Source organism: Vibrio sp. V01_P9A10T6 (genome assembly GCF_963877065.1).
GTDB lineage: Bacteria > Pseudomonadota > Gammaproteobacteria > Enterobacterales > Vibrionaceae > Vibrio > Vibrio anguillarum.
This window is the reverse complement of sequence record NZ_CAWNTB010000166.1, coordinates 1-23,098: the sequence shown is the minus strand read 5'-3', so window position 1 is coordinate 23,098 and position 23,098 is coordinate 1. Positions and strand designations below refer to the sequence as shown.

Here is a 23,098-nt window from a genome sequence, read left to right as displayed (position 1 = left end):
AGGTACCCTAGCTCTCCACTTTGTTTACGCACCACTAAAACACCAAACATTTTCCCGATAGCTTCCGGATGCTGGTTTAGCACGCCGTGATTATCGAGCCCAAAATTATGTTGCCAATTCTGCTGGTTCAGCAGGTGTTGTTGCAGCTGGCTTGCCGCTAATTCGCAAAGCGGATGCGGCTCGTAACAAAATGGGAAAGTAAAGCGCTCAGGCAGAGAGTAGCCTTCAATAGGTTTTTTAAAGGCAGTAAAACAGGGCGCTGGTGTTGGCATTTTCTCTGGCTCGCAGTGGATGGTGGTGGAGAACGCAGAATTGTACTGATTTGACCTAGAAATGCCAGTTTCTGGTTGAACGGCGATGATGATACGATTAATTAATGTAACTAGCTTATTAATATCATTAATATAGCTTAGTGAATCCCAAAGAAATAAGTTAACAGTGTCGATTTAACCTGATGCTATGCGTTTATTTAAAACATATAGAATGATTGGAGGATTAATTCATTTTATTTCTATGCAAAACAATGTCAGCTTTATGTTAGTTTTTTGTCATTAATTCTATTTGTAGTGATTGGTTCCTGATTCTATTTAATTTAATGAGTGTATTGTTTTTAATTTTGATGGGTAAAGGCTGAGTATTGATTATCATATAGGCAATATTATGCCCGCTCGGGCAATTTGTTGCTCGGTTGGGCAATTTTTTGCCCGCTCGGGCTGTGGGGCTTTATTCTTAAGTAAGCGTAATTGAAGGGAATGATTTTTGCTTACGTGTTTATGGATAAATGGTTAGTCAGTTAAGGAAATATAATGAGTCAGAGTATTGTAGTGGGTAATATGGAAACGGTTCATGATGGATTTCTGCCAACGTCTATCATTGTGTGTTCCGCAAGCGTCAAGTTTGGAAGTCGCGTCAATGTGGATTAATAAAACATATGCCATTTTAGCGCTCTCCTTATTTCCTTCGATGGTGTTACATGCTGAGCAAGAAACGTCTGCAGCAGAAGTGTATGAAGTAGGAAATATGTCTCCGGAAAAAGCGTTTGCTACCGGACGACTGCTTCGAGCGCAATACAAAAATATGGAATCGCGACCATACCTCCAGTACGCGGCAGACAACGACAATTCGGATGCCGCCTTTCTCTACGCGATGGAGCTTTCGAACTACAAAACGACCATTAGAACGCCTCCTGAAGCGCGTGAATATCTGCTTAAAGCCGCAGAATTAGGCAATCGTCGCGCCATGAAACATCTTTATACTGATGCCAAGTGGTTAAGAGATCGCGATGTGCAGTATTGGAAAAGCCAGTATTACGATAGTTTGATTCGTTTAGGACGAGATGATCCTGCACAAGCCACTTACGAGCTTGCCCAGTTTTACAAAGGTATGGATAACGAGATGTATAGCTACTATCTCGATAAAGCGGTCAGTTTTAATCATCCACGAGCATTGATGGATAAAGCAAAGCAAGTTCAAGCGGGTGGAGGCCTGTTTTTAATGCCTGGAGAAAGGGAGACCAAGGTGAGAGAGCTCTATCTCGCGGCTGCGAAGACAAACTATATCCCTGCGATGAGACGCTACATCGGTATTTTAGAGAGCAAAGGCCGTTTTGAAGATGCCTATCAATGGCGACTGATGGCGTTAGAGCAAGGTGATATTACCTCTTTGGCAACGGTAGTTAAGATTCTGCTCGGCGATAGCGCATCCTATCATTTTGTGACTCCCGATCGGATCAAAGCGCAAGCCTATTTAGATTTATATCTCTCTGCTGCTGGTACTGAACGTATGCAGTCGCTCTACTCAATATTGGAATTAGAGGAAGAAAGCCTTGCTGGTAAGATGAGTGAGGAAGAAAAAGCACAAGCTAATGGCATATTTGTTAACTATAAGAATAGTCTGAATTTTTATTATCATGATGTCTTTTGGGATATTAATTAGTTAAATTATACAGTATTAGAAACGGCATATTTTTTTGGGTGAAGATCATGTTTTTGTGATTTTTTATATTTAAAATGCTCCTATATGAATAGAATGTGCCGAGAATTTTAAATCCCCATGAAAATATCGATAAATCTGATGGGGTAGTTTAGGGAAGAATTTAATAGCTAATGCTAATTAATGGGATTTATTGTTTAAATGCTCATTAAAATCTACCAGATAATAAATATTAAGAGACTTGAGTTCTATTAGAACTTAAGTCCAATAGATTTAACTTTAATTTTTACAACGTTATGTAACCCTCGGCCTGAGTAAGTGGTAACTAAGTTTAGCTACGCTCTTGTCCGTAATTTTGACAATGATTGGCATAGGTATTGGAGACGTAATATGTCTAAAGAAGGAAGTGTAGCTCCTAAAGAGCGGATTAATATTAAGTATATTCCAGCAACGGGAGATGCACAGGCTGAAGTTGAGTTACCGCTAAAAACTCTGGTGGTAGGTGATTTTAAAGGCCATACCGAAGAGACCCCACTTGAAGAGAGACAAACCGTTTCAGTGGACAAGAACAACTTTGAAGCGGTTATGCGTGAAAGCGATTTGAAACTGACCACTACAGTGCGCAATAAACTGAGTGGCGATGAAAATGCTGAGCTTCCTGTTGAGCTTAGTTTCAAATCTCTTGCTGACTTCGAACCGGATTCAGTGGCAGCACAAGTTCCAGAATTAAATAAATTGGTTGAGCTACGCCAAGCTCTTGTGGCCTTAAAAGGTCCTTTGGGCAATATTCCCGCGTTTAGAGAGCGTCTACAAGAGCTACTAAATTCGGAAGAATCGCGTGAAAAACTTCTATCTGAGCTCAGCCTAGTGAGCGGCAAAGAAGAAGAGCCTCAAGCATAAGGCTTGATCAACCCAACTTTTTATTTAATCAAATTTAGGAACGAAATTGATGTCTACTACTGAAGCCGTCTTAGAGAGACAAAGTGCCACCCAAGGCAGTTTACTTGATGAAATCATGGCACAAACGCGCATTGCACCGACTGAAGAAGGGTATGATGTTGCGAAGAAAGGGGTTGCTGCGTTTATTGAGAATCTCATCGGTTCGAATCAAACGGAAGAGCCGGTTAACAAATCACTCGTTGATCAAATGCTGGTTGAGCTTGATAAGAAAATCAGTGCTCAAATGGATGAGATTTTGCACGAAGAGCGTTTCCAGCAGATGGAATCGTCATGGCGTGGTTTGAAACTGTTTATTGACCGTACCGATTTTCGTGAAAACAACAAGGTTGATTTGTTGCATGTAACGAAAGGCGAGTTGCTTGAAGACTTTGAATTTGCACCAGAAACGACGCAATCCGGTCTTTATAAGCACGTTTATTCTTCTGGTTATGGCCAATTTGGTGGTGAGCCGACTGGCGCTATCATCGGTAACTTTGCTTTCACGCCATCAACCCCTGACATGAAGCTACTGCAATACATGGGTGCACTTGGTGCGATGGCCCATGCTCCATTCATTTCTAGTGTAGGCCCTGAGTTTTTTGGTATCGATTCTTTTGAAGAGCTACCAAATATCAAGGATCTTAAGTCAACATTTGAAAGCCCTAAATACACTAAATGGCGTTCTCTACGTGAATCAGAAGATGCGCGTTACCTTGGCTTGACTGCGCCTCGTTTCTTATTGCGCGTACCTTATGATCCAACAGAAAACCCAATTAAATCATTTAATTATGTGGAAAGTGTCAGCGCTTCACACGAACACTATCTATGGGGTAACACCGCGTTTGCTTTCGCTACTCGTTTAACCGATAGCTTTGCCAAGTACCGTTGGTGTCCAAACATCATTGGCCCACAAAGTGGCGGTGCGGTTGAAGATCTGCCAGTACACGTGTTTGAATCGATGGGTGCACTGCAAAGTAAGATCCCAACTGAAGTGTTGGTGACTGACCGTAAAGAGTTTGAATTAGCAGAAGAAGGTTTCATTGCTTTAACCATGCGTAAAGGCAGTGATAACGCCGCATTCTTCTCTGCAAACTCGATCCAAAAGCCAAAAATATTCCCGAATACCAAAGAAGGCAAAGAAGCAGAAACCAACTACAAGTTGGGTACGCAACTGCCATATATGATGATCATCAATCGCCTTGCACACTACGTCAAAGTGCTGCAGCGTGAGCAAATTGGTGCTTGGAAAGAGCGTCAAGATCTTGAACGCGAGCTTAATGGCTGGATCAAACAGTACGTGGCTGACCAAGAAAATCCACCAGCAGACGTACGTAGCCGTCGTCCTCTTCGTGCTGCAAAAATCGAAGTCATGGATGTTGAAGGTGAACCAGGTTGGTATCAGGTCTCTCTCTCTGTTCGTCCTCACTTTAAGTACATGGGCGCGAACTTTGAATTGTCATTGGTTGGTCGATTAGATCAAGCATAACCATGACTTATATTGCACCTGAAGAGAGTGCATTTGGTGTCGGCTTCTTTGAACGTTTAGAAGCTGGCACCAAGCCTATGTCTTTGACCCAAGGGCCAAATGCATGGGATGTGCTCCAATCAATCAAACGCAATGTTTCCAATATTTTGAATACTCGCATGGGTGAGGCACAAAGTGCTCCAACGTTAGGTTTAGTGGATTTTAACGATGCAACGTTAGAAACCTTAGACTTATCGCTGCGGATTAAGCTTGCGATACAAAGCTGCTTAGATGTGTATGAGCCCCGTTTACGAAATATTGTGATTCGATCCGAGTCGGACGTGTTTAGCCCTTTGATGCTGCGCTTCCATATTGTGGCCGAAATAAACAGTGATGCGTTACATGAGAAAGTGCAGTTCAACCTGCTACTGGATCAAAACCGAAAGTACCGAGTGTATTAGAAAATTATGGCTCAAGATAAGTACTTCAGAGAAGAGCTTGCTTTCCTTAAAGAACAAGGAAAGCATTTCACTGAAATTCATCCTCAACTCTCTCGCTTTTTACACGGTAAAACGACGGATCCTGATGTCGAACGTTTATTGGAAGGCTTCGCCTTTCTCACCGCTCGCTTGCGCGAAAAAGTTGAAGATGAATTTCCTGAGCTAACGCACTCCATCATCAACATGCTATGGCCAAACTACTTACGTCCTGTGCCAAGCATGAGTATTGTCTCGTTCACACCGGATAAAAGTGTCAGTGATAAGCAGCAAATCGCTCGTGGCACTCAGCTCGATAGCAAGCCTGTTTTCGGCACCAAATGCCACTTTAGAACCTGTCGTGACGTGCAGATTTACCCACTGAAATGTACTGACGTCACTGCGCAACATACTAGAGAAGCGACCATCATCGAAGTGTCGCTTAATATGCTGGGTGAGATAAGCGTCGGTGATGCGCATCTTGATGATCTGCGCTTTTACTTAGGTGGTGATAAATACAGCTCACAAATGCTCTATCTATGGCTCAACCACTACCTCGATAAGATTTCTGTTGAAGTCGCGGGGGTAGAATTTACGCTGCCGCGCAATAGCTTCCAAACGGTCGGATTTGATAGCGAGCAGTCGCTTTTGCCCTATCCTTCCAATGTGTATGAAGGTTATCGCGTTTTGCAGGAATACTTGTCGTTTCCTGAAGCATTTCATTTTGTTGACATTACCCGTCTGGCTAGCGTAGTGCCGAAATCAGTGCATGGTGCGTTCAAACTGAAAATCAGTTTTTCGAAAACCTTGCCAGCGGACGTTCGAGTGCGTCAGGATAATTTCCAGTTGTACTGCACCCCTGTCATTAATTTGTTTGAACATGATGCCGATCCGATCGATTTAACGGGCAAGCGTTCAGAGTATCGCATTATTCCCTCTAGTCGTTACCCTTCTCACTATGAAGTGTTCAGCGTTGACGGCGTGTTCGGTTGGCAAGACAAAACTCAAGCCAGTCAACGAATTCGGGGTGAAAAACGTGTCTATTCAGCATTTGAAAGTTTTCAGCATGAAGTGGAGCGGGTTCGAAATCGTGAAGCGCTCTACTACCGCACACGAGTGAGAGACAGTATCCGTGGCGATGGATTTGATAATTTCATCTCTTTCATTCGCGGAGATGAAACGCAATCCATGCATGTCGATGAAGCCATCTCGCTCAAACTCACCTGCACCAATCGCTTATTACCGCTCGAACTCGGTGTCGGTGACATTTGTGAGCCGACAGACAGCTCGCCCCCCTTTGCCACTTTCAGCAATATTACCGTGCCTTCACAATCTCTGCGCCCAGTACTGGATGGCAGTCTATTGTGGGTATTGATTTCTAACTTATCGCTGAATTATTTATCGCTGCTGTCCAAAGATGCCTTAAGCAGTGTGTTGCGAGCTTACGATTTCAGAGCCTTGGTGGATCGCCAAGCGGAGCGTGTTGCGCGTTTGCGTCTTGAAGGGATCCAAAAAATTGAGTCGCAACCCGTGGATAAAATATTGCGCGGTTTGCCAGTGCGAGGGCTGCAATCGACGATTCATATTGATCAAAACTGTTTTGGTTCAGAAGGGGAGCTTTACCTCTTTGGCACCGTGCTTAGCCACTTTTTTGCCCTATATGCCAGCATCAATTCGTTTCATGAGCTGATCGTTATTAACGCGTCCAATCAAGAGAAGTACACATGGGGAACACAGACAGGAATGCAGCCATTGATCTAGAGATGGCTGCGGCGGCTGTGCCGAAGCCTCTACTGGGTTTACCAAGCGATGTACGAACGTACAACTTCTACCAGTTGGTGGAACTGCTGCAAAAACTTAATGCGTTTAATCCTGAATCAGAAGATTGGGAGCGGACATGCCAGTTGGTATTCAGTGCCAACCCCAGTTTAGGTTTTGCACCAGCGGACGTAACGGATTTACGTGAGTTCGCGGATGAGCGCCTGATCTTACAAACCAATTTTTTTGGATTAACTGGGGCACAGTCACCGTTACCTGGTTTTATTTTGCAGCAATTGGTCGAAGAAGATCCCGGTGGTTTCAAGCGGCCCTTTTTAGATTTTTTCAATAACCGGTTGATTAACCTTGTGTATCGCGTGTGGCGAAAGTATCGCTATTACGTCCGTTTTCAAGCGGGTGCGCAGGATCAATTTTCATCACAGCTGTTTGCTTTAGTCGGTTTGGGTGATGCGGACTTGCGCGGCGAAACACCGATAAATTGGTGCAAGATGCTGGCTTATGCGGGCACTTTGGCTGGCCGAAGTCGTTCACCGCAAGTGGTGTCTGGCATCATCGCGCACTGCTTTGATCTACAAGAAGTCAGTATTCGCCAGTGGGTTCGACGCAAAGTCCGGATAGAGCCTTATCAGCAGTTTTGCTTAGGTAAGCAGAATGGTGAGCTTGGGATCAACAGCATGTTGGGTGAGTCAGTGATGGACTGTAACGGTAAGTTTGTTATCTGTATCAAAAACTTAACTCGAGAACGATTTGCCGATTTTTTGCCATCAGGCAAAGAACATCAACCGCTGTGTAAGTTGGTGGAGTTTATTTTACGAGAGCAGATGGCTTACGACCTTGAGCTGACCATGCACGAGAGCGAGGCTCCGGTGATGAGTTTATGTCATGACAGTGGTGTGGCTTTGGGTTGGTCATCATTTTTAGGGCGCGATTTGGCGGACAAAAGCGTGCTTATACAAGTAAGGCAATAGCGATATGCAGAAGAAGCAAACGCTTTCAATGGTAGTGACGAATGTGCAACTACTGGAATCAGGATTATCCGCACAAGCGATGTTTAATGTGCAAGGCGGTGTGATTGGCTCTGCAAGTGATGCGCATTGGCAGCTTCGTGACGGTAAAGGGAAAATTCAAAATCATCACTGTGCCATCCGTGTGATTGATGGTGCGTTTTGCATTCAAGATCTGGTTGGTAATACCTATGTTAATGGTTCTCATAAGCCGTTAGGGCAAGGTGCCTCGGCTAAGTTGGAGCATAAAGATGAAGTGGCCATTGGGCCTTACCAAATTCGTGTCATTTTTGGTCAAGTGGGTGAAGACGATTCTCTGATTAATGGCTCTTTGGATCAGCTGTTTGCTAAAGAGGGGCTCGATCTACTCAAAGATGGTCCATTGGATGATATCAGCCGCGACGAGGATGAACCAGAGCCAAGTTCAATGGACCCTATCGCCGCTTTAGATGATTTATTGCAAGGCATTAAACAAGAAGAGTCGTTGCTTGAAGAGACGGAAAAACCACTCGCACAAGCACAACATTCATTAGTGCCAGAATACGATAGCCAGCAGTCGCAACTGCAGTTTACGCCTCAAGCTGACAGCGAGTATGAGATGACGTCATCGATTCGATTAAAGAAAATTCTCGGTTTTGGCAAAACCTCCACCGATTTACCACCTATTCCGGCTGTTGAGCACCATGAGACTGCGCAACCACCGACTCATTTGAACATTAATAACAGCATTTACAACGTACCTGAGGGCTTAGCGATGGACGATAAAGTATTAGATCTACTTGAGGAAGAAGTGGCGAGAAGCTACCACCCTCACTCCGAGCAACACAACAGCTCGTCAAACAATGCATCACACTTATTGACCGGCCCCATGCTCACCGGGCTAGGTGTTGACGTTGGCAATAGCCACGATATGGCGAAAATGCACATGCTTTCAGAAGAGCTTGGGCAATCGTTGCAAGCGTGTGTGCAAGGTTTGCTTGAGCTTCACCAGCAAGTGAGTGAAGGGCGTTTTGGTATGATGAATCGTAACTTGCAACCGATTGAAGATAACCCACTTCGCTTGGGGCTATCATACGAAGAAACCATTCGTACTCTGTATGATGCTGATAAAAGTGTGGTGCACTTGTCTGCCCCAGCGGCGATTGCCGAAAGCCTAAAAAATGTGCGCGACCATAACGAAGCAATGCAGCACGCCACTAGCGAAGCCCTAAATCAGATTCTTAATGCCTTTTCTCCTCAAGTGCTACTGCGCCGTTTCCAACACTACAAGCGCAATAGTGATGCACAGAATCACTCTTCAGATGCTTGGGCGTGGGAGATGTATTGCCACTACTACCAAGAGCTCACTTCTAATCGCCAAAAAGGATTTGAGAAACTGTTTTGGGAAATTTTCGAGCAGTCTTACGACAAGAAAATTCGTGAAAAACAGCTGGAGCTATAACGGTGAACAAGCGGTCTTTTGTCCTGCTGATGCTACTGACGGTATTAACCGCGTGTAGCTCATCAGAAAAGTATGAGCCAGCCACACAGCCGACCAAGGTAACGTTCAGTCTCGTTAGTGATGAAGGTACTAACCCTAATATTTGGGGTGAAGCGTCGCCGATAGAGGTTCAAGTGTTTGAGCTCAAAGATGATTCGATGTTTATGTCTGCCGATTATGACCAAGTAAAAGCCGACTACAAAAAAGCGTTACGCAGCAATTTTATCGCCAATTACGATTATGTAATGACACCAGGCCAGTTTAAGTTTGTGAACGCGTTCGAGATTGATGAAGGCACGAACTACATTGGGGTCATGGCGCATTTTGCTGAACCTGAGCTGAGTGAATGGAAAAAGGCCGTAAAAGTGCTTAACAAAGGTAGGGAATACCATCTTTTGATGTATTTCAAAGACTACGATGTAAAACTGGAAAGGGTGGAATAACAAGATGTTTGCGCGTAATCGTGTCATTTGGAATGAAGGTCTATTCATTAAACCGCAGCATTTCCAGCAGCAGCAACGCTATTTTGAATATCATATTGATGAACGCATCTCATCAGTCAGTGGCTACCTTTACGGAGTATCAGAGTTATCACTTAACCCTGAATATCTCTCTTTTGGTCGTATCGCGATCGAACGTGCGGTCGGCATTATGCCTGATGGAACCGTTTTCCGTATTCCTCAGGAAGATGTGCTGCCCGATGCGCTTGAGATTGCCGATGCTTCGCTTGCAAACCAGTTGGTCTATTTAGCGGTGCCACTTCGCAGTGAATCGTTAATGGAGATTAACTGGCCTGAGGAGCGTGGAACCGGGCGTTATTTAAGCAATCGTCTAGAAGTACGTGATGTGCATACCGTGCGCGGTGACACCACGACGCTAGATGTCTCACCTGTTCGTGTGCAGTTGATGCTTGAAAAAGAAGACAGAAGCTCTTATGCCTCAATTGCGATCGCTCGTATTTTAGAAAAACGTCCTGATGGCAGTGTCGTGCTCGATCCGGATTTTATTCCGTGCCATCTTAATGTTGCGAGCAATGCGGCTTTGCACCGTTTTATTAACGAAATATCTGGGTTAATGCGCGAACGTGCCAAAAACATTGCTCAACGTATCAGTTCTCCCTCTCAAGGCGGGGTCGCGGATGTGTCTGATTTTATGTTGTTGCAAGCTCTGAATCGTCTACAACCCCAGATGCAACACTTGGCAGAGCTACGCAGTTTGCACCCGGAACGTTTATTTGAGTGCCTGTCATGCGTATGTGGAGAATTGGCTACATTTACCGATGAAAGTCGTTTACCACCGAGCATCCCGAGCTACAACCATGAAATGCCGACCCACTCTTTTGGGCCGCTGATCCGCAACTTAAGACAGAGCCTAAGTATCGTGCTTGAGCCTAGAGCGGTCTCGATTCAGTTGGATAAACGTAAGTACGGCCTGATGGTTGCCCCAATCCACGACCCTCAACTGGTTGAAAGCGCAGAATTCATCATCGCGGTGAAAGCACGCATGCCATTAGATGAACTGCGTCGTCTCTTTACTCAGCAGACCAAAGTATCGTCAGTGGAGAAAATCCGCGAGCTCATTTCACTGCAATTACCGGGCATTCCAATTACACCGTTACCAGTGGCACCAAGGCAGCTGCCTTACCACGCCGGTTATACCTATTACCAATTGGATAAAACCAGCTCAGCATGGTCGATGTTAGGTCGCTCAAGTGGTTTTGCTTTCCATGTCGCGGGTGCGTTTGAAGATCTTGACCTGCAATTCTGGGCGATTAGGAGCTGATGATGGCCATTGATAAAAAAAACACCCAATACAGCGGTCTGCTTTTTGACAGCGTCGAGCAGATCAACCACGACCAAGATTACTGGTTTCAACTGCGTGGTGATAACCCTAATGTTTTGATTGATGCAGCTACCCCTCTGTTTGGTTTGTCGCTGCGGGTACGCAGCTTGTCAGAGTGCGAAAACATTGAGCAGATCTACAAACAGACGGTAGAAGAGATTAAAGCGATTGAAATCGAGCTTGCCGAGCAAGGGTTTGAGCATGCGATTTTGATGGCTTATCGCTACATTCTGTGTGCGTTTTTGGATGAAGCCGTCATGGGAACCGAGTGGGGTGCATCCAGTGTGTGGGCTGAACATTCTATGCTGTCTCGTTTCCACAGTGAGACTTGGGGCGGCGAAAAAGTGTTTACCATATTAAGTCGCTTGGAAGGTGAACCTAAACGTTATCGCGCGTTGCTAGAGTTTATCTATCAATGCCTAGTGTTAGGTTTTGAAGGTAAATACCGTGTGATGGAAAGTGGCCACAACGAGCGTGAAAAGGTGATCAGTCGTTTACATGACACCGTCAGTTCGTTGGATGAAAACGAGCCGAAAGAACTGACCTCCGCCACGGACCATGTGGTGAAATCAAAATATAAGTTAAGCAGGCAGTTACCGGTTTGGTCAGTGCTGCTTGGTTTTGTCATTATTTGGGTCGGTGTGTTTTTAGGCTATTCCTATTTACTGCATAGCCAATCGGCAGACGTATTAAACCAATTGAACCAAATACTCTAATTATAAAAGGCTAGGTGATTGTAGTGATCCGTATTGAATTACCCACATTAATTTCAAAACTCAATGAACAGAGTAAGCTAGCCCTAGAGCAAGCCGCTTCATTATGTATTGAACGTCAGCACCCAGAAGTGACCTATGAGCATTTCCTGCATGTGCTGTTAGAGAACCCACTTTCGGATGTGCGTGTGATAGCTAAGCACGCTAACTTAGATGTGGAAACCGTAAAACAAGCCATCAGTGCCAGTTACGCTCGTGAGCAAGTGTTAGATACCTATCCAGCATTCTCGCCACTGTTGGTTGAGCTATTGCAGGAAGCTTGGTTGCTTTCTACCACTGAGCTGAATCAGAATCAGCTTCGTTCAGGTGTGGTGTTTTTAGCCGCATTGATGCGCGCTGATCGTTACCTACCACTTAAACTAATCCGTCTTTTTGAACACATCAACAAAGAGAGCCTAAACAAAGGGTTTGATACGCTGTTGCAAGACTCTTCCGAGTCGGCGGTTGAAAAAAGCAAAGCGGGTTCTCAAGCTCCTGCCGCGCTGGATGCAGCGTCATCTTCGCCACTGCATAAATACTGCACCAATGTCACGGCGCAAGCGCGTAACGGCGAACTTGACCCAGTATTGTGTCGTGAAAACGAACTCAATTTGATGATCGACATCTTGTGTCGTCGTCGTAAAAACAACCCCATCGTTGTGGGAGACGCTGGTGTCGGTAAAAGCGCCATGATTGAAGGACTTGCATTGCGCGTCGTTGCGGGCAATGTGCCGACACAGCTGCAAAATGTAGAGTTGTGCTCACTCGATCTCGGCTTGTTGCAAGCGGGTGCTTCAGTCAAAGGTGAATTTGAAAAACGTCTTAAAGGCGTGATTGACGCGATCAAAACCTCGCCTAAACCGATCATTTTGTTTATCGATGAAGCGCATACCTTAATTGGTTCTGGCAACCAAGAGGGTGGTAGTGATGCGGCCAACTTGCTCAAGCCGGCTCTTGCGCGAGGCGAGCTCAGTACTGTCGCAGCCACCACATGGAAAGAGTACAAAAAGTATTTTGAAAAAGATCCTGCGCTGACTCGTCGTTTCCAGTTAGTGAAATTAGAAGAGCCGAGCATCAGCCAAGCAGTAGATATTCTGCGCGGCTTGAATCGTGTCTACGAAAAAGCCCATAACGTATTGATTACTGATGATGCATTGAAAGCCGCCGCCGAGCTTTCAGCGCGTTACATTTCAGGTAGACAACTGCCGGATAAAGCGATTGATGTGTTGGATACTGCTTGCGCGCGTATTGCAATTAATATCACCACACCGCCGAAGCGCTTAGCGCAACTAGAGACCGCTTGCCATCAACGTCAACTTGAAATTGATATGCTTGAGCGTGCTCAATATTTAGGTCAAGTGGTTGATTCGCATCGCTTGGATGAGCTATGTAGCCAAGAAATGGCCGATGAAGCTGAAAAAGCGGCCTTGACTCAAAGCTGGCAAGAGCAAAAAGCGATCATTGAGCGCATTATTACCCTACGCGATCAGCTCTTAGATGGCTCTGAGGAGCATGGCGAGCAGACCCAAGTTGAGCGTGATGAGTTACTTGTTCAATTGCAGGCGCAATATCGAGCGTTAGAAGAGATCCCTCATAATGATCGCCTCATGCATCCACAAGTCGATGCTCAGCAAATAGCGGAAGTAATTGCGGACTGGACGGGCGTGCCCGTTGACCAAATGAACAGCGATGAGCTGCATAAAATCACCCACCTAACGGCTATTTTAGGTGAGGCAATCAAAGGGCAAGATACTGCGATTGAGCGTGTTCACCGTAACTTATTAACGGCGCGCGCGGATTTGCGCCGTCCGGGGCGTCCAAAAGGTTCCTTCCTACTCGTGGGTCCAAGTGGTGTTGGTAAAACCGAAACTGTGGTGCAACTGGCGCAACAACTTTATGGTGGTAAACAATTTTTAACCACTATCAACATGTCGGAATATCAAGAAAAGCATACCGTTTCACGTTTGATTGGTTCGCCCCCGGGTTATGTTGGTTATGGTGAGGGCGGTATTCTTACCGAAGCGATTCGTAAAATGCCGTACTCTGTGGTGCTGTTAGACGAAGTTGAAAAAGCACACCCAGAAGTGCTTAATATTTTCTACCAAGCCTTTGATAAAGGTGAGTTAGCCGATGGTGAAGGTCGAGTGATCGACTGCCAAAACATCGTCTTCTTCCTCACCTCGAATTTAGGTTACCAAACCATAGTCGATTACGCGCAGCAGCCTCAGTTGCTTGATGAGCAGCTTTACCCAGAACTTGCGGCTTTCTTCAAACCCGCCTTACTGGCTCGTATGGAGATTATTCCGTATCTACCGCTCAGCAAAGACGTGCTAGAGCAGATTGTTCGTGGCAAGTTAACCCGCCTTGAGCAGCTCTTTAAACAGCGTTATGCCGCTGACGTGGTGATTGAAGATAGCTTGATCGAAGAGATCTTAAGCCGTGCCACGCGCTCTGAAAATGGGGCTCGTATGCTGGAAGCGATCATCGAAGGTCAATTACTACCACCGATTTCATTAGCTTTGTTAAATAAATTGGCTGATAAACAACCAGTGCAACGCATCTATTTAGCGGCGGAAGAGGGTGAGTTTATTGGAGAGGTTGAGTGATCATGAGTCACTGGTTAGCTTACGCAACCGAGCTTGTTGTCGCGAGAAAGCCTAGCCAATTGGCCGCATTGTTTGTAGAAACGCTGCGCCGAGAGCTAAGGCTCGATACTTGCTTGTTACTGGTTCCCAGTTCAGACGGCCGTACCTTAGTGCCACAGGATAACCCGCTGAATTTAAGCTGGTCGGTCACCGATTTTGATTGTCCGTTTGCCCATGTATTGCAATCGGCCAAATCGATGCACTTAACCGCTGATGAATTGGTCTTTTGGCAATCGAATCGCCTGTTTAGTCAACTCACTAGCCGGGTTGGCATGTTAGATAGCGTGGTTGTACACCCGTTACCGAATGGGGATACACAAGTTCAGTCTATTTTGCTATTGATTGGTGAAACCCATACCTTGGAAGGCCTATTTGAGCAGCCAGATTTTATCAAGTATGTGGATGTTTTTTGCCATCAGTGGTCGTTGCTTAATGAGATGCAACGGGAAGAACAAAATCGACAAAGCTTATCGGAATCCTTGTCTGACGTTCAGCGTGACAACGCTCGTCGTTCATTAATTGCGAGCCTCTCTGAAACCTTAATCGGTAACAGTTTGGCGATGAAAAAATTAAGAGAGCAGATCATCAACGCCGCGCCATCACAGCTTTCAGTGATGGTGCAAGGTGAAACAGGGACAGGTAAAGAGTTGGTCGCGCAAGCGGTGCACCAACTCTCGCCCCGTAAACAAGCGCCATTTGTTGCTATTAACTGCGCGGCTATCCCTGAAAACTTATTGGAAAGTGAACTGTTCGGCTACTGCAAAGGGGCGTTTTCCGGCGCGGATAGCGATAAACAAGGGTTGATTGCGCAAGCCGATGGCGGAACCCTGTTTTTGGATGAAATCGGTGATATGCCCTTGAGCCTGCAAGCCAAATTACTGCGGGTATTGGAATCTCGATCTTTTCGGCCGATTGGCGGTAAAAACGAACAATCTTCTGATTTTCGTTTGGTTTCAGCAACGCATGTCAATCTCCTCGAACAAGTGCGTAATAAATCGTTTCGTCAGGATCTTTATTACCGCTTATTTCAGTACCCGATCACTTTGCCACGCCTTGCGGCAAGGATGGATGATATTGAACGGCTTAGCCAACATTTTGTACGCAGCTTTAATCAACAGCATGCAACCAACATTCGGGGTGTGCACTATAAAGCGATCGATTGCCTAAAACGTTATGACTTTCCCGGTAATGTGCGTGAACTCAAGCACCTTATTGAATTTGGTTGTGCGCAAACACTGGATGGCACACAGGTGGAGGAGTCCTGCTTTACACAACGTTTAGCATACACTAAAGCCGATCAGCCGCCAGAGACTGAACGACATGGGCATAAGGTCGCTAAAGCTGAGCCCGGTGTCAGTCGAGTGGTGGATGATTTAAAACAAGCGGTGAATGAATTTGAGTCTCGTATTATCCGTGAGCGCCTCCAATATTTTGCTGGTGACAGGGCCAAAGCGGCCCAAAGCCTCGGTATTCCCAAGCGGACCTTGGCCTATAAATGCCAAAAATTGGAGATTAAAACACCATGAATAAACGGTTGTTTAGGCTCACAGTTTGCCTCTCTATGACGCTGTATTTCCCCATGGCGAATGCGGAAAATGACGCTATAGCACAAGCAGAGCAATGCACGACGATAACATCTCGGTTAGAGCGATTGAGCTGTTTTGACCACCTGTTTAAAACGCCTTCTGACGTGGTGATGCCTCAAGCGGCAACGCCCAATGCGCCGCTATCTTGGCAACGCGCTTTTGATAGCATCAGCCAGTATCAAGACGGGGAAGCAAGTCACTTAACCGTTGAGGGCGACGATGATAAAGGGAATGCGTGGATTACTTTGGTTGCGTTAAATCAAAATACAAAGTTTGACGATAACGCTAAACCTGTGCTGCTGATGAGCTGTATCGACAATTTGAGTCGAGTGGAATTGGCGTTTCCTAGCGCGATTGATGATCCTCGCATCCAAGTGTCGATTGCTAATATGCAGGCACAATCTTGGCGTAGTGACGATTTAGGTTTGCTCTTTTCCTCAGGCAGAGGCATGCCAGCGATTGAGATGATGAAAGCGATGGCGCGAGAAAATCGCCTTGTGCTGCGTTCAAACTCTCCTTTTGTTGATGGATTGCAGTTTGATGCGAGCGAGCTTTCGCAATCATTAACGGCACTAAAAACACGCTGTGGTTGGTAAGGAGTTCCAATGGAGTTAACCGATTATCGCCGCTGTATTACTCAGCCTATTCAAGCCGATAACCCTGTGGGTGAGCGGCTGATTGATGATCCACTGTTTGATTTTGTTGAAGATCAAATGATGAAAGTGGGGTCACTCTCCCACGCTAGCGTGCAATGGGATGAAGTCGAACACAGTACGCTCAAACTGCTCAGCGAAAAAAGTAAAGATCTCAAATTATTGATCTACCTGTTGCAGTGTCTGCATAACCAAGTCACACCGCTACGTTTCACTACGTCGCTGCAGCTGCTGAGCGATTTCATGTCCCTTTACTGGGAAGATTGCTTCCCTGCGCCAGGTAAAAGAGGCAGTTTGCCACGTCGCAAATTCTTCAGCCAGATTGTGCAGCGGTTAGCCTTAGTCATCGACAAGTTAGATTTCGCACAATTTGATGGGCCAGATCGTGATGAGTTAAACACCGCGATCGACGCGCTACAGCAAGCGACTACTCAAGCCGGACTGATGTCTGAAAGCGTTGAAAGTCTAGTGGCTAAAGTTCAAGCCCAACTGCGCCGTGCAACAGAACGTGAGCAAGCGACTCAACATGTGCAAGAGACTCCGGCGGTTGAACGTAAAACCACCACCCAGAGCGCCATCTCAGTCGACAGTTCAAGTGACAAAGCCACTAAGCAGACCTTATTAAAGGTGGCTGAGTTTTTGTCTGAACAAGAGTTCGGCATTGCCTTGGCAATACGAGTCAGGCGTTTTGCCGTGTGGTCAAGTATTACCTCATTACCTGAGCACGACGTCAGCGGTGAAACACTGTTACGGGCGATGGCGCAAGAACGAATCAAAGAGTATCACGACCAAATGCGTAGCCCAGATTTAGCCTTATGGCGCAAGGTAGAGCAGAGTTTAACCATGGCACCTTACTGGTTTGAAGGGCAAATGATGAGCTATCAAATCGCGCAAAGCTTAGGCCAAAAGGCGTGGAGTGAAGCCATTTTGAGTGAAAGCCAGCAGTTTGTGGCACGTCTACCTGCACTGCTCGAGTTGAAATTCAAAGGAGGCGAGCCTTTTGTCAATGCGAGCGTAAAAGAGTGGCTACTCAGCCAGCAGCAAAGTAGCGCCCAAGGCCAAGTAGCAGGTGATTGGCAAGACAAACGCAAAGAGGCGTTTAGCTTAGCGAAAGAGGGAGGCATTGCGGTGGCGCTCTCTATGCTCAACGATGGTCTGGTTAGCGCCAGTGAGCCAAGGGATAAATTCTATTGGCGGTTATTATCGGCTGATTTGTTAAATAGCAATAATTTAGATGCGATGGCGAAAGAACAGTACCAAACGTTACATGCTCAGGTTAGCACCATGAGCGTTACCGATTGGGAACCCTCATTAGTTGAGCAATTAGAACAATACACAACGTCAGAGTAAACGAAGGACACAAACCCATGTGGAAATTTATTGTTGGGATCGCAAGAAAGTTAACACCGGGCATTGCCGCGGCGATGCCTATTTTGCTATTTAGCACATTCATTCTATTGAATGTTGCGATTTGGTGGGCAGGCCCTTGGCTAGAGATCGCGGGTAATAAGCCACTTGAATCGATAACCGCTCGCGCAGTGGCAAGTAGCTTGTTCACTTTAGGTGCCTTGGCCGTTTGGGGTGTGTGGCAGTGGCGAAAATTGCAAGGTTTTAAAGCCGAGCAAAAACGTGAAGATCAGCTTCGCCAAGATCCAATTAAAGCCTATGAAGAGCGCCAAGAGGTTGAGCTGAACCAAGTGATGGTCAGCATGAAAGAGAACCTCAATAAACGTAATTATCTTTATGCGTTGCCATGGTATTTAGTGCTCGGTTTGGAAAATGCCGGTAAAACCAGCCTCATCAACCGCTCTGGGCAAAACTTTGTTTTTTCTTCGGTAATGCGAGCCTCGGGTCAAAAAAGTGAAAACCCGTATTCGTTTGATTGGTGGATTGGCGATGAATCGGTATTGATTGATCCAGATGGAGAGCTACTGACACAAGGTAACCACAGCAATGATAACGATGGTGCGATGGAGCGCCGTTTGTGGCTTCATTTTGTTAATTGGTTGGAGAGAACGCGTAGCCGTCGTCCACTCAACGGTATCGTTTTAGCGTTAGACGTTTCTCACTTAGCAACCGCAACTGCAACCGAGCGTAAAGCTTACGCCAATTTATTGCGTGCTCGTTTACGTGAATTGATGGAGACGTTATCCACGCGTCTACCTGTCTATATTGCATTGACGAAATTGGATTTATTACACGGTTTTGAACCTTTCTTTAAACATTACTCGCGCAGTCAGCGTGAAGATGTGCTGGGCTTTACCTTTTCGCTCGACTCTATTGATGACTTGGATAACTGGCTCAACGAGTTTTCAAAAGACTACAGTCAGTTTGTTGAGCGCATTAATGATGTGTTGCCGCACGCCGTTTCTGTACCTATGGATCTCGAAGAGCGCAATGCTATTTATAGTTTCACGCGTCAAATTTCTGGTTTAAAAGAGATCTTATTACAATTTTTCAACGATGCATTGGCCAGTGATCAGTTCTCTACGTCGGCTTTGGTGCGTGGTGCGTATTTCACTTCTGTGTATCAACAGGGCGTACCCACAAACGCATTTGATGATGCTGCTTCACGTCGTTACGGGCTAGATCATGCGATCAACAAAGCGCAGCAAGCCAAAAACTCAACGGTTTATTTCACACAAAAACTGTTTAATAACATCATCTATCCTGAAGCTGGGCTTGCCTCAGATAATTTTCGTGTTGCGAAGCAAAAACGGCGCTTGATTGGTTTGTCAGTAGTGGCTTGTTCTATTGCAACTGTGTTATTAGTCGGCACTTGGCATCGTTATTACCTTAGTAACGTGAAGCATTCTGATGCGGTGTTAGCGAAAGTAAACGAGTACAAAAACGAGTTCCCCTCTAATCTTTATTTAGCCTCTCAGCAAGATGTTCTCGTGCCGCTCAATAAAATTCGTGAAGCGACGTTAGAGTTTGGCTTCTTCCGTGATAAACCACAGTACATTTCCGATTTTGGTTTGTACCAAGGCCACACGATTGGTCCAATGGTTGAAGCGACCTATTTGAATCTATTGGAAAACCGATTTTTACCTCTGCTAATGGCTGATGTCGTTGTGCAGCTTAACCAAGCCAAAACAGATGAAGAGAAGCTGGCCGTGCTGCGTGTTTATCGCATGATGGTAGATAAAAGTGGCCGCTATAAGGATTATGTACTCGATTATTTCTCCAAATACTGGCAGCAAGAGTTCGCTGGGCAACGTGTGATCCAAGAAGAACTACTGGGGCATTTAGACTACGCCATGTTACACACGGATTTAGCGGGTGATCGCGCTCGCGGTGATCGCAATGCAGAGTCGGTGATGAAGCCTTATGATCAGGTGGTGGCGAAAGTGCAGTCTGATCTTGGTTCTATGCCTAACGATCAACGTGTTTACCGTAATTTGAAGTTGAATGCACAAACGGTTCTTGGCCCCTCGATCAATTTACGCAACTTGATTGGCCCCGTCTTTGATGTGGTTTTTGAAGAGCGAGTGGTCAACAGCAGCTCGCTGTATATTCCGCAAATGCTCACCAAAAAAGGGTTTGAAGATTACTTCATGCCGCAATCAGAATCCGTTTCTGAGCTGGCCTTGATCGACAGTTGGGTACTAGGGCAATCCAAATCGGCTCAATTTAGCGAAGCGGATAAGCATGACCTTCGTAACAAAATCCGCAGCTTGTATGTGGCGGACTACACCAATACCTGGCGTGCGGCTCTTAATGAAATCAGCGTTAAGTATTTTAGCGACATCAATGACGCGGTGTCAGTATTAGAAAACTTTACTGGCAACATTGAACCGATGCAGCGTTTGCTTCGCACTTTAGAAAGCAATACTCAAATGTATGCCAGTGTGCCTAAAGATGAAGCCGCGCAAAAAGAGCTGTTAAAAAATCCAAAATACAAAGTTGCTTCGCAGATTGATGCGCCCTTTGCTGAACTAAACGCTATGCTCAAGCCAGTCGGTGATAAGCCAGCGTACATAAATGAAGTATTAGTGGCGGTGGAAGAGTTACAAAATTACCTCAAATCTATTCAAGAAGCGCCAGATGTTGGTATGGCTGCGCTGGATGCCACCAAAGCACGCGTAAAATTAGTGAACGCTGATCCAATTTACACGGTGAAACGTATTGCATCAGGTTTGCCTAAACCGCTCGATACAATGGTGTCTAAACTGGCGGATGAGAGTTGGTATGTTGTCAAACAAGAAGCGATTAAGCACCTTGAAGTTCGTTGGCATGATGATGTTTACAAAACCTTTGAAGAGAAATTGGCTGGGCGCTATCCATTTAATGAGTCTTCCAACAAAGACAGTTCTCTTTCTGACTTTGAAGCGTTTTTTGCGCCCAACGGCACATTAGACAACTTCTACAACAACCAGCTAAGAATGTTTGTGGAAGAAAATATTGCGGTCAATGATGACGATAACGCGCAGTCGATTATTCGCAAAGACGTTCTAGAACAGCTCAAGCAGGCGAAGAAAATTCAGCAAGCTTTCTTTAACCGCAAAGGGGTCTTAGACGTTAGTTTCTCGGTTGAACCGTTACGCTTGAGTAACAACAAACGCCGCAGTGTGCTGAATGTTGATGGTCAATATCTCGCTTATAGTCACGGCCCAAGAGACAGTGTCGAGTTGATTTGGCCAAATACGCTGCGTGATTCTGCGATCTCTAAAGTAACGTTAGTGCCGACTAAAAATAATATGTCGCCACGAAGTATTAATATCCAAGGCCCGTGGGCATTTTTCCGCTTGCTTGAACAAGGTGATGTGGTGGGTGCTAGTTCCACGTCGGTTGACTTTAAGTTTGCAGTTGACGGTGGTGAGATGATTTATCGACTCAATTCAGAGGCAGATATTAACCCATTCACCGAGCGGTTATTTAAGTCATTCAAACTCTCGAAAACCCTTTACTAAAATAATAGTGAGGAGCGATTGGTCATCGCTCCTCAACTCACTTAGGACGCTGTAGTCATGTCCAATATTGTATTTATCGACCACGCTCGTTTTCATTTGATAGATGATGCTGCCGCTGTTCGTCACATTGATGCCTACCAAAAGGTGAGAGATGAGATCAATCGTCGTAACAACCCATTATCAGGTGGTCCAGACTGGGCTGTGGTGAAAGTTGCTTGTGAAACATTAGCAAAAGGCCCGGGGATTGACCTTTTGCTGTGCGGTTATTACACCGTAGCCTGTTTAAAAATGCAGGGCTTAGCGGGATACGCCAATGGTGTTGAACTGCTGTGTTGCTGCTTAAGTAATTTGCCAAAACCGGACGTAAAATCGGCGAAAATGCGCAAGGAAGTGCTCGATTGGGTTAATGCTCGTGTAGTGCGGGAGTTAAAAGATCTGCGTCCGAATCATGAAGCACTGCGTGATTTATACCGTTGTGAGCGCTTTTGTGAGCGTATGCATGCCATTTTAGAGCTGCAACAGCCGGACTATTTGGTTGATTTCGAAGGAGTAGGTTTTGCTATTTTTGAACATATTGATCGTTTAGAAACGCAATATCATTCGCTGCTAAAGCGCCATACCCAAACGGAACAGGTTGAGCAGGTGCGTAATCAAAAGCGCTCACGTGTTACGCATGTGGCCGCTTTTATATCCGGTGTTCTTGGTGTTGTGATGGTGTATGGGGCCGTCACTTATTTGCCGTTTTTCAACTCAATATCTTATGCAACCAACCTAAGGTTACCTGCTTTACATACGCCAGAGCAGGTCAATGCGTTTCAACAGGCTAACTCGCCAGCCAAGCTTGAACAGTTGTCAAATGAGATTGTGCCATTGTACCGAGAGGCGATTGAGCAAAAAATGGCGCGCTCTTTTGAATCGGCTCGTGTTGAAGCCCAGCAAGTGTTGGATGCGTTATTGCAACTTTATCCCCAAACCGAATCGGTGCTGGAGGTTGATCAAGCGTTTGCCGATGCTAAGCGTGAAGCTCTGCAACAAACTGAGCGCTTTATGGAGCGTTTTAGTGAAACGCGAACCAAGATGGCTAACATCGCGCTGCTCGCGCAAAAAGGAAAATTAACCGAACTGCAAAGACAAACCAAATCGTTGGAGGAGTTCGCTATTAGTTTGTCTCCTATTTACGGGAGAGCTGCATATGTCGAAGAGTTGCTCAAAAAAGGTGATGTTGTACAGGCTGAACAGGAGTTTATGATTCTGAAGCAGCGGCTTAATAATTTGAGCTGGAAAATGGCCGAGCTCGACAAGCAGTTTGAGCATTTGACTGTGACACATAATCAGGAAGCTCAGACTCAATAAGCTGAGCAACAATTGGTTATTGAAGGGCAACTTTTTGCTCATATCAGGCAGTTTGTTGCCTTTGTCAATCGAGCTGTTTATAAGCTCATGAATATAAAAGAAAAATATCTGGCACTGCACTTGCTGTACTAGTGTTATTTTGCGATGAAAGAGTGGAAGGGAAAAAGATGGCAAGGTTAAGTTTTAGGCTCACCGTGGAGGGTTTGGCAGACGACACGTTAGTGGTGCGTGAATACCAAGGCGTGGAATCGCTGTCTGATAGCGCGCAAGCGGGCCTGC

15 protein-coding genes and 3 pseudogenes are annotated in these 23,098 nt (G+C 45.7%); 17 read left to right on the top strand and 1 reads right to left on the bottom strand.

Annotated elements, in window-relative coordinates; translation table 11 throughout:
• A pseudogene (locus AACQ21_RS11780) lies at positions 1–272 on the bottom strand (RNA pseudouridine synthase); the annotation flags it as partial.
• A 574-nt stretch (positions 273–846) separates the two neighbouring features.
• On the opposite strand from AACQ21_RS11780, the gene AACQ21_RS11775 reads away from it, so the two are divergent.
• The 17 genes and pseudogenes from AACQ21_RS11775 to AACQ21_RS11700 all read left to right on the top strand — a co-directional run bounded on the left by AACQ21_RS11775 (position 847) and on the right by AACQ21_RS11700 (position 22,819).
• Positions 847–1,935: a hypothetical protein gene (locus AACQ21_RS11775; protein WP_094131750.1), complete on the top strand. Its 1,089-nt coding sequence runs from the start codon at positions 847–849 to the stop codon at positions 1,933–1,935.
• Positions 1,936–2,322: 387 nt separating this feature from the next.
• Entirely contained in the window at positions 2,323–2,832 is a 510-nt protein-coding gene (gene tssB / locus AACQ21_RS11770) for a type VI secretion system contractile sheath small subunit (protein WP_017043584.1), read from the top strand.
• Positions 2,833–2,881: 49 nt separating this feature from the next.
• Positions 2,882–4,357: a type VI secretion system contractile sheath large subunit gene (tssC, locus tag AACQ21_RS11765; RefSeq protein ID WP_026027753.1), complete on the top strand. Its 1,476-nt coding sequence runs from the start codon at positions 2,882–2,884 to the stop codon at positions 4,355–4,357.
• A 2-nt stretch (positions 4,358–4,359) separates the two neighbouring features.
• Positions 4,360–4,797: a type VI secretion system baseplate subunit TssE gene (tssE, locus tag AACQ21_RS11760; RefSeq protein WP_013868295.1), complete on the top strand. Its 438-nt coding sequence runs from the start codon at positions 4,360–4,362 to the stop codon at positions 4,795–4,797.
• A gap of 6 nt (positions 4,798–4,803) precedes the next feature.
• Positions 4,804–6,573 carry a type VI secretion system baseplate subunit TssF gene (tssF, locus tag AACQ21_RS11755; RefSeq protein WP_013868296.1) on the top strand — a complete coding sequence of 590 codons (1,770 nt, stop codon included), beginning with the start codon at positions 4,804–4,806 and terminating at the stop codon, positions 6,571–6,573.
• Positions 6,537–7,559: a type VI secretion system baseplate subunit TssG gene (gene tssG / locus AACQ21_RS11750; RefSeq protein ID WP_105977457.1), complete on the top strand. Its 1,023-nt coding sequence runs from the start codon at positions 6,537–6,539 to the stop codon at positions 7,557–7,559. Before tssF ends, tssG begins: the two co-directional genes overlap by 37 nt.
• 4 nt (positions 7,560–7,563) lie before the next feature.
• Positions 7,564–9,036 (top strand): type VI secretion system-associated FHA domain protein TagH, encoded by a 1,473-nt coding sequence (gene tagH / locus AACQ21_RS11745; protein ID WP_094125344.1) that lies wholly within the window; start codon positions 7,564–7,566, stop codon positions 9,034–9,036.
• A gap of 2 nt (positions 9,037–9,038) precedes the next feature.
• The gene (gene tssJ / locus AACQ21_RS11740; protein ID WP_013868298.1) at positions 9,039–9,518 is read left to right on the top strand and encodes a type VI secretion system lipoprotein TssJ; all 480 of its coding nucleotides are present in this window, start codon (positions 9,039–9,041) and stop codon (positions 9,516–9,518) included.
• A gap of 4 nt (positions 9,519–9,522) precedes the next feature.
• A complete protein-coding gene (tssK, locus tag AACQ21_RS11735) occupies positions 9,523–10,857 on the top strand; it encodes a type VI secretion system baseplate subunit TssK (protein ID WP_017044997.1) in 1,335 nt (444 codons plus the stop codon).
• 2 nt (positions 10,858–10,859) lie between these two features.
• Entirely contained in the window at positions 10,860–11,633 is a 774-nt protein-coding gene (gene icmH / locus AACQ21_RS11730) for a type IVB secretion system protein IcmH/DotU (RefSeq protein ID WP_026028435.1), read from the top strand.
• Positions 11,634–11,656: 23 nt separating this feature from the next.
• Entirely contained in the window at positions 11,657–14,275 is a 2,619-nt protein-coding gene (gene tssH / locus AACQ21_RS11725) for a type VI secretion system ATPase TssH (protein WP_105977456.1), read from the top strand.
• 2 nt (positions 14,276–14,277) lie between these two features.
• Positions 14,278–15,595 (top strand): annotated as a pseudogene (locus tag AACQ21_RS11720) (sigma-54 interaction domain-containing protein); the annotation flags it as partial.
• Positions 15,596–15,675: 80 nt separating this feature from the next.
• Positions 15,676–15,840: pseudogene (locus AACQ21_RS17405) on the top strand (helix-turn-helix domain-containing protein); the annotation flags it as partial.
• Positions 15,837–16,496, top strand: coding sequence for a type VI secretion system-associated protein VasI (vasI, locus tag AACQ21_RS11715; protein WP_013868303.1), 660 nt, complete (start codon positions 15,837–15,839; stop codon positions 16,494–16,496). The pseudogene AACQ21_RS17405 and the gene vasI, both read left to right, overlap by 4 nt.
• Positions 16,497–16,505: 9 nt before the next feature.
• On the top strand, positions 16,506–17,903 hold the full coding sequence (gene tssA / locus AACQ21_RS11710) for a type VI secretion system protein TssA (protein ID WP_017046812.1): 1,398 nt from the start codon (positions 16,506–16,508) through the stop codon (positions 17,901–17,903).
• Between the two features lie 17 nt (positions 17,904–17,920).
• Positions 17,921–21,466, top strand: coding sequence for a type VI secretion system membrane subunit TssM (gene tssM, locus AACQ21_RS11705; RefSeq protein WP_017045001.1), 3,546 nt, complete (start codon positions 17,921–17,923; stop codon positions 21,464–21,466).
• A 57-nt stretch (positions 21,467–21,523) separates the two neighbouring features.
• Positions 21,524–22,819, top strand: a complete 1,296-nt coding sequence (locus AACQ21_RS11700) for a type VI secretion system ImpA family N-terminal domain-containing protein (RefSeq protein WP_017046811.1) — start codon at positions 21,524–21,526, stop codon at positions 22,817–22,819.
• The last annotated feature ends 279 nt before the right edge of the window (positions 22,820–23,098 follow it).

Excerpts from the sequence above, each read along its gene's own strand:
- AACQ21_RS11775 (WP_094131750.1), top strand. The coding sequence starts at position 847 with ATGATGGATTTCTGCCAACGTCTATCATTGTGTGTTCCGCAAGCGTCA.
- tssB (WP_017043584.1), top strand. The coding sequence starts at position 2,323 with ATGTCTAAAGAAGGAAGTGTAGCTCCTAAAGAGCGGATTAATATTAAG.
- tssC (WP_026027753.1), top strand. The coding sequence starts at position 2,882 with ATGTCTACTACTGAAGCCGTCTTAGAGAGACAAAGTGCCACCCAAGGC.
- tssE (WP_013868295.1), top strand. The coding sequence starts at position 4,360 with ATGACTTATATTGCACCTGAAGAGAGTGCATTTGGTGTCGGCTTCTTT.
- tssF (WP_013868296.1), top strand. The coding sequence starts at position 4,804 with ATGGCTCAAGATAAGTACTTCAGAGAAGAGCTTGCTTTCCTTAAAGAA.
- tssG (WP_105977457.1), top strand. The coding sequence starts at position 6,537 with ATGGGGAACACAGACAGGAATGCAGCCATTGATCTAGAGATGGCTGCG.
- tagH (WP_094125344.1), top strand. The coding sequence starts at position 7,564 with ATGCAGAAGAAGCAAACGCTTTCAATGGTAGTGACGAATGTGCAACTA.
- tssK (WP_017044997.1), top strand. The coding sequence starts at position 9,523 with ATGTTTGCGCGTAATCGTGTCATTTGGAATGAAGGTCTATTCATTAAA.
- icmH (WP_026028435.1), top strand. The coding sequence starts at position 10,860 with ATGGCCATTGATAAAAAAAACACCCAATACAGCGGTCTGCTTTTTGAC.
- vasI (WP_013868303.1), top strand. The coding sequence starts at position 15,837 with ATGAATAAACGGTTGTTTAGGCTCACAGTTTGCCTCTCTATGACGCTG.
- tssA (WP_017046812.1), top strand. The coding sequence starts at position 16,506 with ATGGAGTTAACCGATTATCGCCGCTGTATTACTCAGCCTATTCAAGCC.
- tssM (WP_017045001.1), top strand. The coding sequence starts at position 17,921 with ATGTGGAAATTTATTGTTGGGATCGCAAGAAAGTTAACACCGGGCATT.
- AACQ21_RS11700 (WP_017046811.1), top strand. The coding sequence starts at position 21,524 with ATGTCCAATATTGTATTTATCGACCACGCTCGTTTTCATTTGATAGAT.